The sequence below is a fragment of the Prochlorococcus sp. RS04 genome (genome assembly GCF_001989455.1).
In the GTDB taxonomy this organism is placed as follows: Bacteria; Cyanobacteriota; Cyanobacteriia; order PCC-6307; family Cyanobiaceae; genus Prochlorococcus_A.
The window spans coordinates 1,438,468-1,453,581 of the sequence record NZ_CP018346.1; the positions used below are offsets into that span (position 1 = coordinate 1,438,468).

Consider the following 15,114-nt stretch of genomic DNA (forward strand, 5'->3'; position numbering starts at 1 on the left):
AGTATTTATTATGTATTTTGTTGTTATCATAAGGAGTATTATATTATTTATTGATGGAATATAAGAAAAAGACATTAGCAAATCTTGATATAAAAAAAGATTATGAAGAGATAGATACACGTTTAGCTTCTGGTTGGTACGTTGATGATATTTCAAAAAAGAAAATTTATAAAACAAATAAAACTTCTTTCAGAATTTCTAAAAAAATTAACTTATAAATAGAGAATTTTAGAGCCCAAAGATAAGCTTATATAATTTTTTTAATGCAAAATATTTACTCTACTTTAAGATTAGTTTTATTTTTCAAAGATTTAAAATCCTTTAACTAATATTTAAAATAACTTATCCATTTATCAAGATATTGATTCGAATGTTTAAAATACTTTTCGTAATTCTTCCACTTTTGTATTGATGATTTATAAAGTGGTTGAACAACTTGAGAAGAAGAGGGAGTATTTATTTTCCCTCTATCATGAGCAGTATTTCTATAATTTTTTATGTTTTCATCCCAACTTACGTCTAAGAAATTCAAAATCTTTAAAATATGCTTATCAAAATCCTCTATTAAGTCCTCGTATTTAGAAGTTATGTGATTTATTTTTAATTTTTCCTTGTAGTCCAACCAAATACTCATGGTCAAATCATAAATTCTAGAAGCTGATTCAATACTTCTGAAATTAGCCATTGCATTGTTAGGTTCGAATGATTGTTGGAAGCACGACAAAACTGTATCGTATGGATTTCTATGTGTGAAAATTATTTTTGAATTTGGAAATAATAAATTTATCAGAGGTAAGCAAACAGTTTGAAAAGGAAATTTATCAATCAATATTTTTGCGTTTTTATTATCACAATTATCACGCAATATTTTCAAATAGTGATTGCGTAAATAATCCAAATCTTTACTTGTTAAATGATGGAGTTTATCAAGAGAACATTTGAATTTTGATTTTATTATTTGTTCGACAGAATTAATTATTGGTTTTTCCTCTAAAACATCAATTTCAGGATGGCTTCTTAGAATTGTGTCAAGTAATGTAGTACCTGATCTAGGGAAACCTATTAGAAATACTGGCGAATCTTTAATTATTATTGTACCTTTGGTTTTTGCCAAAAAAGCATCTTTATCAATATTTTTTCTGTATGTAGTTATGTAATCTTGGAAAATTTTTGGATTTGTATTCTCATATTTTAAATTTAATTGACTTTTCTCAAAACATTTAAAGGCTTCATCATGATTTTTAACTTTTTCTTCAATAAATGCTCTAAAGGACCAAAAAAGGAGATTTGTAGAATGATCAGTATTTTTTATCCATTCATTAGAAACTTGGTCAATAAATTTTTTTGCTGTAAGGAAATCCTTCTCTCTAAAGGAGATTCTAGCTTTAAACATAAGTATCTCATTAATGATATTTTCATTTTGGTTTAAACTTTCAATTTTGTTTTTTAATTTGCTTATTTTGTTCGTTTTCTCGTAAAGTCGAAAAAGATTACTATATGCATAATTGTATTTTTCGTTAATTTCAATTGCACTAAGGAATAATTCTTCTGCCTCTTTTAACTTATCAAGATCTATCTTAATTGACCCTAAATTAACGTAAGCTAACTCAAATTTAGGATTGAAATCAATTGCTTTTTGGGTAAACTTTTCTGCCTCAATGAGATTTCCTTGCTTTGATAAAAGCGAACCGAGATTATTATACGCAATAGAAAAATCTAATTTTATTTCAATAGCTTTACGGTAGCAGAGTTCTGCCTCCTTGTTATTTTTTTTGTTGGAAAGAATGTTACCTAAATTATTTAGTGCCATTGGCGAAGATGAATTTATACTAAGTGCCTTTCTTAGGTATTGCTCTCCTTCATCAAATTTCTCTAATTCATTTAACACTGCCCCAAGATTAGTAAGTGCAGAATCAAAGCTGGGATTAATTTTAAGAGCATCTTTTAAGAATTTTTCTGCTTGCTTAGGGTTTCCTGAATCTTTCAGGACGCAGGCTAAATTGACTAGAGCATTAATATCTTTTGGGTTTATTTCTAAACTCTTTTTTAAAAAAAATTCCGCTTTTTGTAAATTACCTTCTCCTACTAATATTCCAGCCATGATGGAATAGGACCTTAAATATTTGGGATTTAATTCAATAGCTTTATTCAAAATATTTTTAGCAGTATTACTCCTACCTTTTGCCAAAAGAACATTGGCTAAGTTTGGGTATGCCTCTATACAATCTGGGAATTTTTTAATTGATTCCTCAAATAACAATATTGCTTTATCAATCTGTTTTATTTGAGAATATATAGAACCTAAGTTATTCAATATCCTTGGATCATAGATTTTATTTTGAATTAAAAGATTATATATTTCTAAGGCTTCTTTAATTTTTCCTCTAGAGTGTAAAGATAATGCTTCGGAAATAATTTTATCGTTTTGCAAACTACTAATTTTTTTTTCTATTGCCTTTTTCTTGGTTCTATCGTTGTCCCCAAATCCTTTCATGTCTTATTAATTTTAAAAATTAAGAAATTACTAGAATTAAACTTAACTTTGAATTACTAATAATGTTGATTAAAAATCAATAATTCTTATGAATTTCAACATTTTATTTTGAACTTCCTTTTCTAAGGACACAAATATTATCGTCACATCATCACATATAAATTTTACACCGTTTCTATAGCTCTCTTTAGATCTCTCTTGTATCAATAGATTTCACGTATTCAATCTATTTATTTTCCAGAAAGAATTAACAAAGACAAACTATAAGTAAAAAAAGTATCCGTTGATACTTGAAAAACTTATAAATTTTACGTTATTTTAAGGTGTCCTTTAAATTTCGTGTGAGGAAATTTATGAAGCTTTTTAAGAGCTTACTCGTAGCTCCTGCGACATTAGGCCTACTTGCGCCTATGACTGCATCTGCTAACGAAGTTACAATCAATGATTTTAATGCTGCAGAAGAAATTGCAGTAACAAACAGTCGTGTAGACGGCCTTGAAGCTAGATTCAATAACCTTGAAGCTGGTTCATTTTCAGAAACAACTACAGCATCTTTCGGTGTTGATTTTCTTGTGGGTGCTGTTGATGGTGGTACATCTGAAAAAACAGAATTTGCCTACCAAATGGGTATTGGCTTAGAAACTAGCTTTACTGGCGAAGATGCTTTAAGCGCAACTATTGACATAGGTAATGCTTCAGCTACATCATCTCTTTCTGGTACATCTGGAATGAACTTTGATGGAACAACTGATGCACTAAAGCTTGATGGTCTTACATATACATTCCCAGTAGGTGGTGCAACAGTAATGGTTGGTGATAACACTGACGTTAGCGCTGTTTACACTGGAGCTTGTGCTTACAATGCTTTCACTGACTTCATGGGTAACTGTGGTACAGGTAATTCTGTTGGTCTAGGTGGTAAAGGTGTTACTGCTGCAATGTCTTACGCTTTTGATGGCGGATTCTCACTAGCTGGTGGTTTATCTTCTGATCCTTCTGGAATCATGGCAAAGGCTGAAAATGATGCTTTCGGTATTGAAGCTGCTTACACTGCAGATTCATACGGAATAGCAGTTGCTTATTCTGACGTTGAAGGTACAACAGACACAACTTACTGGGGCGTCAATGGTATGTATGCTTTTGACTTCGCAACAATAAGTGCTGGTGTTGAATCTGAAGATCCTGTTGGTGGTTCTACTAAAACAGGTTTCTTTGTTGGTCTAAGTTTCCCTGAAGTTGGAGCTGGTACTTTTGACATAGGTTTGGCTACATCAGCTAACTATGCAAGTTCTGAAACTGAGTACTACACTTACGAAGCTTCATACTCTTATCCAATAAATGATGGTATGACAATCACTCCAGGTGTATTCATCCAAGAGGGTACAACTGACAAAACTGGTTTCGCAGTTAAAACATCATTTAGTTTCTAATTAAATTAAATTAATTATTAATTAAAACTACACACTTAAAAAGGCCTACCTAAACGGTAGGTCTTTTTTTATTGCAAACATATAGAGCGAAAACGAATGTATCATAAACTAAACCTACTATTTCTTTTGAACAAGTATGAGAGAGAATTCATCAGAAATAACAAAATATATTCATATTGCGAGAGAGAATCACAAAAAAGGAAATATATATCAAGCTAATGAAATTTATAAGAAATTAATCAATCAAAAAATTTACACATATGAGTTACTTATTTCATACGGATTATTTTGTAAAGAGATTAACAATTTAAAGATTGCAAAAAACCTATCGATTTTATCTATTAAGAAATATCCCTCAAAAATCAATTCATATATATTGTTAGCTGAAATTTTAAGAAAAGAGAATAAAGTTAATGATGCTTTAAAAACTTTATATGCAGCAAAAAAAATAGAAAAATCAAATGCTGATATTGATTATAATTTATCTATCTCATACAAAACTATTAAATCATTTGGAGAAGCAATATTATATATTGACTCTGCAATAAAGCTTCAGCCTAAAAATCTAATATATCAAATTTTAAAAGCAGATATTCTTGTTGAATTTTTTAAAAATGAAGAAGCAAAAAAATTATTAGTTAATTTAAAATTGCCCAATGATAGTCTTTTATATTTTCAGAAGGAAATTTTAATTTCGAAGATATTTATTAATCAAAAGAAATATAAATTAGCTGAAGATGTTCTTTTGGGATTAAGAAAACTATTTAGTAAAGAGAAAATTTTATTCCTTAATCTGAGTGATCTTTATTTCAAAAATAAAGAACTAGAAAAAGGAATTTTAATTTTAAAAGAGGGCATTGAAAATTTTCCAAAATACATTCCTTTGAGGTTTAATTTGGGCATTATGTACAGAAATATAGGCTTAATAGAATCATCTATTAAGACGCATTTGGAAATCTTATTAGACGATCCATTTAATTCAAATAGTTATTATGAATTATCAACTATGTATAATTTCTCAAATCATAATGAGCAATTAAAAACTCTTCTTAATGTAGAGATAGGAAATCTCTCCCCGCTGGAAAAAATATACTTTTGTTATTCAAAATCTAATGTCTACCACAATAATAAAGACTATAAAAAAAGTGCATATTATCTCAAAATAGCTAATGACGAAAAACTTAAGATTCAACCATCTGACAAACAAAGAAAGTTGAATACTGGTGAATACTTCAGGAATTTAAAAATAGATCAGAATTTAAACCTTGAGAAAGTGAAAGATAGTAATCAATATTTATTTATTGTTGGAATGCCTAGGTGTGGGAGTACATTGCTAGAAAGTATTTTAAGTCTTAATCCTGATGTTAAGGATCTTGGAGAGGTTCCCTTTTTAGAAGAATCTCTTCAGAAATCGGATGATTTGCTTGAAGTTAGAAAACTATATAAAGAAAAAGTCATGTTGGTCGATTCAAAACAGAAAACATTTACAGATAAAAATTTGTTTAACTTTTTATATTGTCCAATTATCTATAAATTTTTCCCTAATGCAAAGATTATTCACTGCATTAGAAATCCACTTGATAATATTCTGTCTATTTATAGAACAAATTTTTTAAATCAAAGTTTTTCAAGTTCATTAAATGATATTTCTGATTTATATTTATATCACTTAAAGCTTATGAATGAATATAAAAGTAAATTTGGATCAATAATTTATAGTTATGAACATGAAAAGGTAGTTCGATATCCTAAAGAAACTATTCAAGATTTATTAAATTGGCTCGATTGGGAATGGGATGAAAAATACCTCTCACCTCAAAAAAGTAAAAGAAGCGTATTTACGGCAAGCAGTGCTCAAGTTAGAAAAAAAATAAATCCAAACTCCTCTGGATGTTGGAAAAAATATGAAGATTTGCTTGAACCAATTAGTGAACTATTCCCTACGTACAATTAAATTAATGGCTTAATAGCTTTTGCAATTTATTTATAATGCACTAGTATGAGTAGATAATTTCATTCTGTGTGAGGAATTTTTATGAAGTTTTTCCAGCAATTGCTGGTGGCTCCTGCAGCTCTTGGACTTTTAGCTCCATTATCTGTAAGTGCTTCCGAAATTAATCTTGATGCTATTTCTAAATACTCTGAAGATAATTTAGAGATAGATGGAAATCTATTTAAACAAAATACTACTAACAAAACTCTACTTTCAGGTGGTGAAGGTTTAGTTGAAGGTGGCGATTTTACTGGTGGATTTTCAGAAACAACTACAGCATCTTTCGGTGTTGATTTTCTTGTGGGTGCTGTTGATGGTGGTACATCTGAAAAAACAGAATTTGCCTACCAAATGGGTATTGGCTTAGAAACTAGCTTTACTGGCGAAGATGCTTTAAGCGCAACTATTGACATAGGTAATGCTTCAGCTACATCATCTCTTTCTGGTACATCTGGAATGAACTTTGATGGAACAACTGATGCACTAAAGCTTGATGGTCTTACATATACATTCCCAGTAGGTGGTGCAACAGTAATGGTTGGTGATAACACTGACGTTAGCGCTGTTTACACTGGAGCTTGTGCTTACAATGCTTTCACTGACTTCATGGGTAACTGTGGTACAGGTAATTCTGTTGGTCTAGGTGGTAAAGGTGTTACTGCTGCAATGTCTTACGCTTTTGATGGCGGATTCTCACTAGCTGGTGGTTTATCTTCTGATCCTTCTGGAATCATGGCAAAGGCTGAAAATGATGCTTTCGGTATTGAAGCTGCTTACACTGCAGATTCATACGGAATAGCAGTTGCTTATTCTGACGTTGAAGGTACAACAGACACAACTTACTGGGGCGTCAATGGTATGTATGCTTTTGACTTCGCAACAATAAGTGCTGGTGTTGAATCTGAAGATCCTGTTGGTGGTTCTACTAAAACAGGTTTCTTTGTTGGTCTAAGTTTCCCTGAAGTTGGAGCTGGTACTTTTGACATAGGTTTGGCTACATCAGCTAACTATGCAAGTTCTGAAACTGAGTACTACACTTACGAAGCTTCATACTCTTATCCAATAAATGATGGTATGACAATCACTCCAGGTGTATTCATCCAAGAGGGTACAACTGACAAAACTGGTTTCGCAGTTAAAACATCATTTAGTTTCTAATTAAATTAAATTAATTATTAATTAAAACTACACACTTAAAAAGGCCTACCTAAACGGTAGGTTTTTTTTATTTTTTTTTTAAATTTTTAAGAAATTTTTATATCCTAAAATTAATAGAAATAAATATAGATCTTTTGATTTGATAAAATTAAAGGAATATTTATTTATAAATGACTCCAATATTTAAATGTTTGATTTGTAAAAAAGACATCGAAAGATCTACTAAAACATTTTGGAGTAAAAAAGGTCATCTATTATGTTCTACATGCTTAGATAATATAGATAAAAATAAACTTTAAATTATTAAATTTTTGAAAAATTTGATTAAAGGTATTTTTTGCAAATCATCTTTTTCTGCTAAGTAATACATAATTAATTGTTATTTTTAAAATATTTCAGTTTAAGACTTCCTTTATTTTTCAGCAATAGGTTAACATTTTTTAGCATGTAATTAATTACTAAATAATAAAAACAAAAATTCCTCATTTATTTGAAAGTTTTAATAAAATTTCAAATAATTGAGGAAGATTTAAGTAAAAAAGTTCAAAAAACTAGCATTATTAATAAATGCTAATAATTAAAGGTTATAAATTTTTGAAAATTAAAACCAACCTGGGATAATCTGGCCAGTAGTTACATATGCGCCTACTGCTGCAACAAAACCTAACATTGCTGCCCAACCATTAAAACGTTCCGCTTCTGGAGTCATGATAAAAATTAAATAATTATGTAAATCATTGTAACAGTAATTATGAAGCTTTGTAAAGTAATTTTTAGTTTTTATGAGAAATTTCATTATCTAATAGAAATTTCTCTTTGTCTTTGCAGATTTGTTACAAATATGTGATATGTAAAATCTTTGTCCAAAAAAAGTTTCAAGAAATATTTTGTCAATTCATAAATAGTTAATTTGGGTTTTTAATTGCTTGAATTTATGTAGTTCTATCTACAACCTTATTAAATTTATTATTACTTGATATTGTGAACTTTTCAAACGATACTCAATTTTTATTTTAAGGTGAATCTAATTTAAATTTAATACAAAAAAGTTTAATAACTTATAACTAAATTACTAATGTGGAATGTATTTTATATTTGGAAGTTATCGTTTTTCACTTTTAAGGAGATGAACTCAATATAAAAAATGTGGGTCGCCTGAGATTCGAACTCAGGACCAGCCGGTTAAAAGCCGGATGCTCTACCGCTGAGCTAGCGACCCATTTTGTAAAATAGAGTACATATGAAATTATCCCTTTTTAAGGTAAAAAAAACAACTTTTTATCTCAAGTTGAACAATAGAAAAACAATTCTTAACTTATGAAATAAAAAATTAAAATTTCTCTCTAAATTTACAGTTAAAAGTTAAAATAATCTAATAGTTAACAGGATTTTTAAAATGCTCAGAACAATCGTAGTTTTTGCCCCCATTATTGCTGCTTTAGCGTGGGTTGTGTTTAATATTCAAAAACCAGCAAGAGAGCAATTTAATAGGGACTTTTTGGGCAAGGATTAATTTAATTTGATAGATAAAGAAGTAATAGTTATTGGAGCTGGCCTTGCAGGATCAGAAGCTGCTTGGCAATTGGCCAATTTTGGCGTACCAGTAAAATTAATTGAAATGAGACCTGTCAAATCAACTCCAGCACATCATACTGGTGAATTTGGAGAATTGGTTTGTAGTAATAGTTTTGGAGCTTTAAGTCCTGACAGAGCAGCAGGTTTATTGCAAAAAGAACTTAGAATTTTTAAATCGTTGATAGTACAAACAGCAGACAAATTTGCGGTACCAGCAGGAGGCGCTTTAGCTGTTGACAGATCTAAATTTAGCATTGCTTTAACTGATGCTTTGTCTAATCATCCATTAATTGAAATTAAGAGATTTGAACAATTGGATCTCCCAAGCAAAGAAAATATAACGATTCTTGCGACTGGTCCATTAACGTCTGATGAATTGTCTTATAAAATTCAAGCTTTTACTGGTATCGATGCGTGTCATTTTTTTGATGCGGCTAGTCCTATTATTTACGGCGATACTATTGATCAAGAGATTGTATTTAAGGCTAGTAGGTACGACAAAGGAGATCCAGCATATCTTAATTGTCCTATGGATAAAAATGATTACATCCATTTCAGAAATGAACTGATAGAAGGAGAGCAAGCTAATTTAAAAGACTTTGAGAAAGAATCAGCTAATTTCTTTGAAGCTTGCTTACCAATTGAAGAAATTGCTAGAAGAGGAGTTGATACAATGAGATATGGACCATTGAAATCTATTGGGTTGTGGAATCCGAAATGGGGAGATTTATTTGATAAGGAAAATAGATTGAAAAAGCGACCTCATGCAGTTGTCCAATTAAGGAAAGAAGATCTAGAAGGGAAATTATTAAATATGGTAGGTTTTCAAACTAACCTCAAATGGTCTGAGCAAAAAAGAATATTTAGGATGATTCCTGGTTTAGAAAAGGCTGAATTTGTGCGCTTTGGAGTAATGCATAGAAATACTTTTTTAGAATCTCCAAAATTACTTTTACCGACATTGCAATTTATGAAAAGGGAAAATCTTTTTGCTGCGGGTCAAATAACGGGGACGGAAGGTTATGCAGCAGCAACTGCAGGGGGCTTACTTGCAGGAATAAATGCATCCTTATTAGCAAACGGTAAAAAACCAGTAAGTTTTCCTAGTGAATCAATGATTGGTTCTTTAATAAATTTTATTAGTAACAAAAATCAAATATTGTCTAATCAGAAAAAAAATAAATTCCAACCAATGCCTGCCTCATTTGGTTTGGTACCAGAACTAACTAAAAGAATAAAAGATAAAAGATTAAGGTACAAAGCTTATCAAGAAAGATCTACAGAAGCCTTGAATGACTTTAAAAATAAACTAGATTCTTGTTTTGATAAAGACCACTTACTCAGCAAAATTTACTAAGATTAATTATCAAAGATCCAAAAAATGGAATTAAATAAGGAAAATTTCGATGCAATTATTATTGGCTCAGGAATAGGAGGGTTAGTAACTGCTTCACAATTGGCGGCGAAAGGAGCTCAAGTATTAGTTCTTGAAAAATATATTATTCCAGGAGGGAGTGGAGGCTCTTTTAAGAGAAAAGGCTATACCTTTGATGTAGGGGCATCCATGATTTTTGGATTTGGAGAGAAAGGTTATACCAATTTATTAACTCGTGCTTTGAAAGATGTAAATGAAAAATGCGAAACTATTCCCGATCCTGTTCAATTGGAATATCACCTTCCACATAATTTTAATATTTGTGTAGACAAAAATTATGATCATTTTATAAGCAAATTATCAGCTAGTTTCCCCAATGAAAAAAAAGGTATCAAGAAATTCTATGATACTTGTGCAAGTGTATTTAAATGTTTAGATTCAATGCCTCTTTTATCAATAGAGGATCCAAGTTATCTTTTTAAAGTTTTCTTTAAATCTCCATTATCATGTTTAGGGTTAGCTAGATGGTTACCAGCAAATGCTGGTGATGTTGCAAGAAAGTTTATAAAAGATCCTGAACTTTTAAAATTTATCGATATTGAATGTTTTTGTTGGTCTGTAATGCCAGCTTTAAAAACCCCTATGATTAATGCGGGAATGGTATTTACAGATAGGCATGCTGGGGGGATAAATTATCCAAAAGGGGGAGTTGGAACGATAGCAGAGAAGTTTGTTTCAGGTATTGAAAAATTAGGAGGAAAAGTTAGATATAAAGCCAATGTTACTGAAATCCTCTTAAAAGATGAGAAAGCGGTAGGAGTTAAGCTCTCAAATGGGGAAGAGATATATTCAAATATTATTGTATCCAACTCCACTAGATGGGATACATTTGGATTAAAAGAGAATACTAAAGGATTAATTTCTAGCAAAAACGTGCCAAAAAGTGAATATAAGTGGTCAGAAACTTATAAACCCTCACCTTCTTTTGTTTCGATTCATCTTGGAGTAGAAAAAAATCTAATATCCGATAATTTTAATTGTCATCATATAATCGTTGAAAATTGGGATGAATTAGAAAGTGAAAAGGGAGTTATTTTTGTTTCTATACCTACTTTACTTGACCCGTCTTTGGCGCCAGAAGGTAAACATATCGTACATGCATTTACTCCTTCATCGATGAGTGAATGGGAAGGTCTATCAAGGAAAGAATATTTGCAAAAGAAAGAAAAATATTTTTCTTTTCTTGTTGAAAAAATATCAACTATTCTTCCTAATCTTGAACAAAATATTGATCACAAAGAAATTGGTACTCCCAAAACTCATAAAAAGTTTCTTGGAAGATATGAAGGTAGTTATGGACCGATTCCCAGTAAAAAGTTGCTTGGACTTTTGCCAATGCCTTTCAATACTACAAAAATTCAAAACCTTTATTGTGTAGGGGATTCATGCTTCCCTGGCCAAGGCCTAAATGCAGTTGCTTTTAGTGGATACGCATGCGCTCACAAAATAGGTGCAAAGTTAAACATAAACAGTTTTAAGTTGCCAGATTAAAAGGATCCTTCTGAAATGATAGAAAAATTTAAAACTCTTTTTTTTGTGAAAAGTTCGTTAATTTCTCTTTATTTAGCGCTTACAATTCCTTTACCATTTATTTCAATCGAAAAATTAAAAATCCCCTCTATTATAATTTTTGCTCTAGGACTTTATTTGATAATCAATATCACTAGTGATTATGTAGAAACTTGCAGTAATAAAATTTCATATAAAAGTAGCTTTATTTCTAAATTCTTAGGAAAAAAAAATTGGGAGATTTCTTGGAAAGATATTAAGTTAATCAAATCTTTGCCAACCAGTCAGGGCAGTAAAGTTTATTACTTTAATACTTTTCAAGGTGATAATTTTCTTGTCCCACAAAGATTGGAAAAATTTGAAAAATTTTTATTAATTGTTTCAAGTAATACTGGTATTGATATTAATGAAATATCTTACATATCACCACTATGGACATATAAATTACTGACATTACTATCAGTTTTAATGATTATTGGTGAGCTTTTTGCTTTTCTAAATTAAATATTATCAATACTGAATCTATAACCTTGTTGTCTAACAGTGGTTATTCCCCCACCTTCTCCCAATCCAGCCTGTTCTAATTTTCTCCGCAAAGTTAATACCTGAGTATCTACAGACCTAGGACCACCACTGAAGGGGGGCCAGGCCATCCTTAAGAGCTCTTGACGACTTCTTACCATTCCAGGAGGCATCAAAAGAGCGCAAAGCAGTGCAAACTCCCTAGGACTTAATTCTACGGGCTTTTCGCTTAGAGTGACTTGTCTTAAAAGAAGATGAACCTCTAAAGGGCCAACCTCAACTTTTTCTTGTAATCCTATCCTTCCCCTTTTTAGGAGTGTTCTGCATCGTGCTGCAAGCTCTTCAAGTCCAAAAGGTTTTCTGAGAACATCATCTGCCCCTTCATCCAATAGATTTACTAATGCTTCAACACCTGATCTTGCCGTTAAAACTATGACTGAAGACCCCAGCTGTTGAGCTAATCTCATCGCAGTATTCTGTTCGAGAATTTCTGCGCTAACTAATAAGTCAGGTGATTGTTCTCTGCATAAGTCGATTGCTTCTGCTGCAGTACCTACTGCTGCAGCTAAATGGCCGTCTTGGCGAAGCCTTTGCACAAGTACTGTTCTAAGTGTGGGGTGAGGTTCAACAACTAGAACTCTTGAGGGGGTTTGAGAGCTCGTCGGCAATTGTGAACTGCCAGGAGTTGAAGCTAAGATTTGCTCAGTTGATTGCATTCTTAATTACTATTTGGCCAGGCAATTTTTTATACTCCTTAATAAGGTATAACAAATGCAAAATAAAAATCAGAATTTATAGAATTATGACATCATTTCAAAACCCCAAAGCAATTCGTCACTTTCAGTCAATTTGTGATGGTTGCCAGGACTTAGTTACTCGTTTTCATACTCCATCTGATCTTAAATTATATAGTGATGGTTATCTCCAAGCATTGAGGAATTGCAGTAGTTTAGAGCAAAAGGATCAAGAGAAATTAGAAAGATTAATTGAAAGATGGATTTTAGATCCGTCAAGTTTTATAGATCCAGATGGAGATGGAAATAAAGGTTTTTTTGATAAAAAAAGGATTTAAAATATTAATTTTTATTAACCAATAAAGTATTTATACTCACTAATTGTCTTAAGACGCTAATTCAATTTCTATTTTTTCTTTAAGAGATCCAGAGTTATACATCTCAATAAGAATGTCTGATCCACCAAGGAATTCTCCTTTTAAGTAAACTTGAGGGATTGTTGGCCAATCTGAATATTCTTTGATACCTTCTCGTATAGCAAAATCACTTAAAACATCAAACGTATAAAATTCTACCCCTAAGGAATTTAGTATTTGAACTACATTGTTGGAAAAACCGCATTGAGGCATCAATTTTGTCCCTTTCATAAAAACCATCACTGGATTAGACTCTATGAGTTTTTGTATTTTATCTTTTGTTAGGTTGTCCATAATTCAATTAGGAGTTTCTGTTTTTAATGCCAGTGCATGGATAGCCTCTGAAGCTAATTCTTCCTTCAAAGCAGAATATACTAGCTGGTGTTGTTTAACCAATGATAATCCATTGAATTCAGATGCAATCACAGTTACTTGCAAATGATCATTTCCCTTGAGGTTTTCAACAAAAACTTGGGAACTTGGAATTTTTTCAGTGATTAATTTAATGACGTCTGTTTTTGTAATCATAATAACTTTTAGTTAACCTTTGTATTTTGTCTCAACAAATCCTAGTTGGATCAATCTTTCATAAGCTTCTTTACCTTCTGGACTATTAGGTGACATTATCCTAATTGTTTCAACAAGTAAGGGTACTGCAACCTCAGGTTTTTCAGTTTTTATATACATAGAGGCTAATCTCTCATTTGATTCTGCCAAAATTTGCAATGTTTGCTTACCTTTACTTTGCATTTCTTTTGGTATTCTCGCATCAATTCCTTTGAAGGATGAATTTAGATCAGAATAAAAAGAGGCAAGTTGCTTTGCTAATTTTCTAGCGTCTAGGTAAAAGTCCTTAGCTTTTTCAAAATCCCCGTTTTTAATATATTTATCACCTTCTTTTATAAAATATTCAACGTTTGAGATGGAAAGCTTTTTACTCTCATCTGAGAGTACTCTGAAGTCTTCTGGATTCTTTATTTCTGCATGAACTTCATTTTTGTAAGGAACATTTCCAAAAAATATAAATAAAATTGGGATTAATTTTAAGAATTTCATTTTCTTTTTCAATTATTAAAATTCATAGTAACTTATTACAGATTCATCTACCTACATTTTTTAATGCTTTTTCTTCCTCTTGAGTCATTTTTTCATTTAGAAATTTATTAAAGTCATTGATCGTAAATTTTGAGTAATCATTAATTGGGATTGGTTTTCCAAAGGATAAACAAAATTCGCCCCTAAAGTTCGGAGGTATTTTGCTGTAAGCAATTCCAATTGGAATAATAGTAATAGAGGTTGTTTTTTTGGTAGCTAATCTAGCTAATCTATATAGACCTTCTTTGAGAACTAATTTTTGCCCATATTTATTAATCTTTCCTTCGGGGAAAACAACTAGTTGTTCTCCTTTTTCTATAAGATCAATCGCATATCTTAAAGCTGATAGAGATGGCGATAATTGATTTATTGAAAAACATCCAAGTCTTTTTAAAAACCAACCTTGAATACCTCTCATTTCGGATTTAGTAACCATAAATCTACAATCCTTTTTTGTTACCCTTCTACCCATTGCCATTGTAAGTATTAAGCCGTCCCATCTTGATCTGTGGGTTGGAGCCAAAATGATAGAGGAATTTATGGGAATCGAAATACCATTTTTTAAAATTTTCTTTTTTCTAAAAAAAAATCTCAAAACAACGTCCTGAGTAACGAACATTGCAATAAATCCCAATACAGGGTTGATTTTATGCCAAATATTTAAGGAATTTTTCTTCAAGTTCTATTTACTATATATTAATAATTTAAGTGTTTGCCTTTTTTTATTAGCTATTATTGGGCGGTTACTAGATT

At 31.1% G+C, this 15,114-nt stretch carries 16 protein-coding genes and 1 tRNA gene; 9 read left to right on the top strand and 8 right to left on the bottom strand.

Annotated features, from left to right (window positions below):
- Positions 1–53 precede the first annotated feature (53 nt).
- On the top strand, positions 54–218 hold the full coding sequence (locus BS621_RS09590) for a hypothetical protein (RefSeq protein WP_198025626.1): 165 nt from the start codon (positions 54–56) through the stop codon (positions 216–218).
- Between the two features lie 107 nt (positions 219–325).
- Here BS621_RS09590 and BS621_RS07965 read toward each other — a convergent pair whose 3' ends face one another.
- Positions 326–2,494 carry a tetratricopeptide repeat-containing sulfotransferase family protein gene (locus BS621_RS07965; protein WP_077142438.1) on the bottom strand — a complete coding sequence of 723 codons (2,169 nt, stop codon included), beginning with the start codon at positions 2,492–2,494 and terminating at the stop codon, positions 326–328.
- Between the two features lie 353 nt (positions 2,495–2,847).
- On the opposite strand from BS621_RS07965, the gene BS621_RS07970 reads away from it, so the two are divergent.
- The 3 genes from BS621_RS07970 (at position 2,848) to BS621_RS07980 (ending at position 7,075) form a co-directional block, all read left to right on the top strand.
- Complete coding sequence (locus tag BS621_RS07970) at positions 2,848–3,924, top strand: porin (protein WP_077142439.1); 1,077 nt, start codon at positions 2,848–2,850, stop codon at positions 3,922–3,924.
- 136 nt (positions 3,925–4,060) lie between these two features.
- On the top strand, positions 4,061–5,878 hold the full coding sequence (locus BS621_RS07975) for a tetratricopeptide repeat-containing sulfotransferase family protein (RefSeq protein WP_077142440.1): 1,818 nt from the start codon (positions 4,061–4,063) through the stop codon (positions 5,876–5,878).
- 81 nt (positions 5,879–5,959) lie between these two features.
- On the top strand, positions 5,960–7,075 hold the full coding sequence (locus tag BS621_RS07980; RefSeq protein ID WP_077142441.1) for a porin: 1,116 nt from the start codon (positions 5,960–5,962) through the stop codon (positions 7,073–7,075).
- A 601-nt stretch (positions 7,076–7,676) separates the two neighbouring features.
- Here the strand turns inward: BS621_RS07980 and BS621_RS07985 are convergent.
- Together BS621_RS07985 and BS621_RS07990 are read right to left on the bottom strand one after the other, a co-directional pair.
- On the bottom strand, positions 7,677–7,784 hold the full coding sequence (locus tag BS621_RS07985) for a high light inducible protein (RefSeq protein ID WP_011132751.1): 108 nt from the start codon (positions 7,782–7,784) through the stop codon (positions 7,677–7,679).
- Between the two features lie 438 nt (positions 7,785–8,222).
- Positions 8,223–8,294, bottom strand: a tRNA-Lys gene (locus tag BS621_RS07990).
- Positions 8,295–8,471: 177 nt separating this feature from the next.
- Between BS621_RS07990 and BS621_RS07995 the strand changes: the two genes are divergently transcribed.
- The 4 genes from BS621_RS07995 to BS621_RS08010 are packed head-to-tail and all read left to right on the top strand — an operon-like array spanning position 8,472 to position 12,098.
- A complete protein-coding gene (locus tag BS621_RS07995) occupies positions 8,472–8,588 on the top strand; it encodes a photosystem II protein Y (RefSeq protein ID WP_002807463.1) in 117 nt (38 codons plus the stop codon).
- A 6-nt stretch (positions 8,589–8,594) separates the two neighbouring features.
- Positions 8,595–10,007, top strand: a complete 1,413-nt coding sequence (gene trmFO, locus BS621_RS08000; RefSeq protein WP_077142442.1) for a methylenetetrahydrofolate--tRNA-(uracil(54)-C(5))-methyltransferase (FADH(2)-oxidizing) TrmFO — start codon at positions 8,595–8,597, stop codon at positions 10,005–10,007.
- A gap of 24 nt (positions 10,008–10,031) precedes the next feature.
- Entirely contained in the window at positions 10,032–11,576 is a 1,545-nt protein-coding gene (gene crtH, locus BS621_RS08005; protein WP_077142443.1) for a carotenoid isomerase, read from the top strand.
- A 15-nt stretch (positions 11,577–11,591) separates the two neighbouring features.
- The gene (locus BS621_RS08010) at positions 11,592–12,098 is read left to right on the top strand and encodes a hypothetical protein (protein ID WP_077142444.1); all 507 of its coding nucleotides are present in this window, start codon (positions 11,592–11,594) and stop codon (positions 12,096–12,098) included.
- On the opposite strand, the gene BS621_RS08015 is transcribed toward BS621_RS08010, so the two are convergent.
- On the bottom strand, positions 12,095–12,832 hold the full coding sequence (locus BS621_RS08015; RefSeq protein ID WP_025881752.1) for a response regulator transcription factor: 738 nt from the start codon (positions 12,830–12,832) through the stop codon (positions 12,095–12,097). The two genes, BS621_RS08010 and BS621_RS08015, sit on opposite strands and share 4 nt — an antisense overlap.
- Before the next feature lie 86 nt (positions 12,833–12,918).
- Here BS621_RS08015 and BS621_RS08020 point away from each other — a divergent pair, with 86 nt between their 5' ends.
- Entirely contained in the window at positions 12,919–13,188 is a 270-nt protein-coding gene (locus tag BS621_RS08020) for a DUF6761 family protein (RefSeq protein ID WP_025932081.1), read from the top strand.
- 48 nt (positions 13,189–13,236) lie between these two features.
- Here BS621_RS08020 and grxD read toward each other — a convergent pair whose 3' ends face one another.
- The 4 genes from grxD to BS621_RS08040 are packed head-to-tail and all read right to left on the bottom strand — an operon-like array spanning position 13,237 to position 14,980.
- Positions 13,237–13,560 (bottom strand): Grx4 family monothiol glutaredoxin, encoded by a 324-nt coding sequence (grxD, locus tag BS621_RS08025; protein WP_025932080.1) that lies wholly within the window; start codon positions 13,558–13,560, stop codon positions 13,237–13,239.
- A gap of 3 nt (positions 13,561–13,563) precedes the next feature.
- The gene (locus tag BS621_RS08030; protein ID WP_025932079.1) at positions 13,564–13,794 is read right to left on the bottom strand and encodes a BolA/IbaG family iron-sulfur metabolism protein; all 231 of its coding nucleotides are present in this window, start codon (positions 13,792–13,794) and stop codon (positions 13,564–13,566) included.
- 12 nt (positions 13,795–13,806) lie between these two features.
- Positions 13,807–14,322: a hypothetical protein gene (locus BS621_RS08035; RefSeq protein WP_077142445.1), complete on the bottom strand. Its 516-nt coding sequence runs from the start codon at positions 14,320–14,322 to the stop codon at positions 13,807–13,809.
- Between the two features lie 43 nt (positions 14,323–14,365).
- A complete protein-coding gene (locus tag BS621_RS08040) occupies positions 14,366–14,980 on the bottom strand; it encodes a lysophospholipid acyltransferase family protein (protein ID WP_077142695.1) in 615 nt (204 codons plus the stop codon).
- Positions 14,981–15,114 lie beyond the last annotated feature (134 nt).

Bases quoted from the DNA above. Each gene is read 5' to 3' on its own strand.
- BS621_RS09590 (WP_198025626.1), top strand. From the start codon at position 54: ATGGAATATAAGAAAAAGACATTAGCAAATCTTGATATAAAAAAAGAT.
- BS621_RS07965 (WP_077142438.1), bottom strand. From the start codon at position 2,494: ATGAAAGGATTTGGGGACAACGATAGAACCAAGAAAAAGGCAATAGAA.
- BS621_RS07970 (WP_077142439.1), top strand. From the start codon at position 2,848: ATGAAGCTTTTTAAGAGCTTACTCGTAGCTCCTGCGACATTAGGCCTA.
- BS621_RS07975 (WP_077142440.1), top strand. From the start codon at position 4,061: ATGAGAGAGAATTCATCAGAAATAACAAAATATATTCATATTGCGAGA.
- BS621_RS07980 (WP_077142441.1), top strand. From the start codon at position 5,960: ATGAAGTTTTTCCAGCAATTGCTGGTGGCTCCTGCAGCTCTTGGACTT.
- BS621_RS07985 (WP_011132751.1), bottom strand. From the start codon at position 7,784: ATGACTCCAGAAGCGGAACGTTTTAATGGTTGGGCAGCAATGTTAGGT.
- BS621_RS07995 (WP_002807463.1), top strand. From the start codon at position 8,472: ATGCTCAGAACAATCGTAGTTTTTGCCCCCATTATTGCTGCTTTAGCG.
- crtH (WP_077142443.1), top strand. From the start codon at position 10,032: ATGGAATTAAATAAGGAAAATTTCGATGCAATTATTATTGGCTCAGGA.
- BS621_RS08010 (WP_077142444.1), top strand. From the start codon at position 11,592: ATGATAGAAAAATTTAAAACTCTTTTTTTTGTGAAAAGTTCGTTAATT.
- BS621_RS08015 (WP_025881752.1), bottom strand. From the start codon at position 12,832: ATGCAATCAACTGAGCAAATCTTAGCTTCAACTCCTGGCAGTTCACAA.
- BS621_RS08020 (WP_025932081.1), top strand. From the start codon at position 12,919: ATGACATCATTTCAAAACCCCAAAGCAATTCGTCACTTTCAGTCAATT.
- grxD (WP_025932080.1), bottom strand. From the start codon at position 13,560: ATGGACAACCTAACAAAAGATAAAATACAAAAACTCATAGAGTCTAAT.
- BS621_RS08030 (WP_025932079.1), bottom strand. From the start codon at position 13,794: ATGATTACAAAAACAGACGTCATTAAATTAATCACTGAAAAAATTCCA.
- BS621_RS08035 (WP_077142445.1), bottom strand. From the start codon at position 14,322: ATGAAATTCTTAAAATTAATCCCAATTTTATTTATATTTTTTGGAAAT.
- BS621_RS08040 (WP_077142695.1), bottom strand. From the start codon at position 14,980: ATGTTCGTTACTCAGGACGTTGTTTTGAGATTTTTTTTTAGAAAAAAG.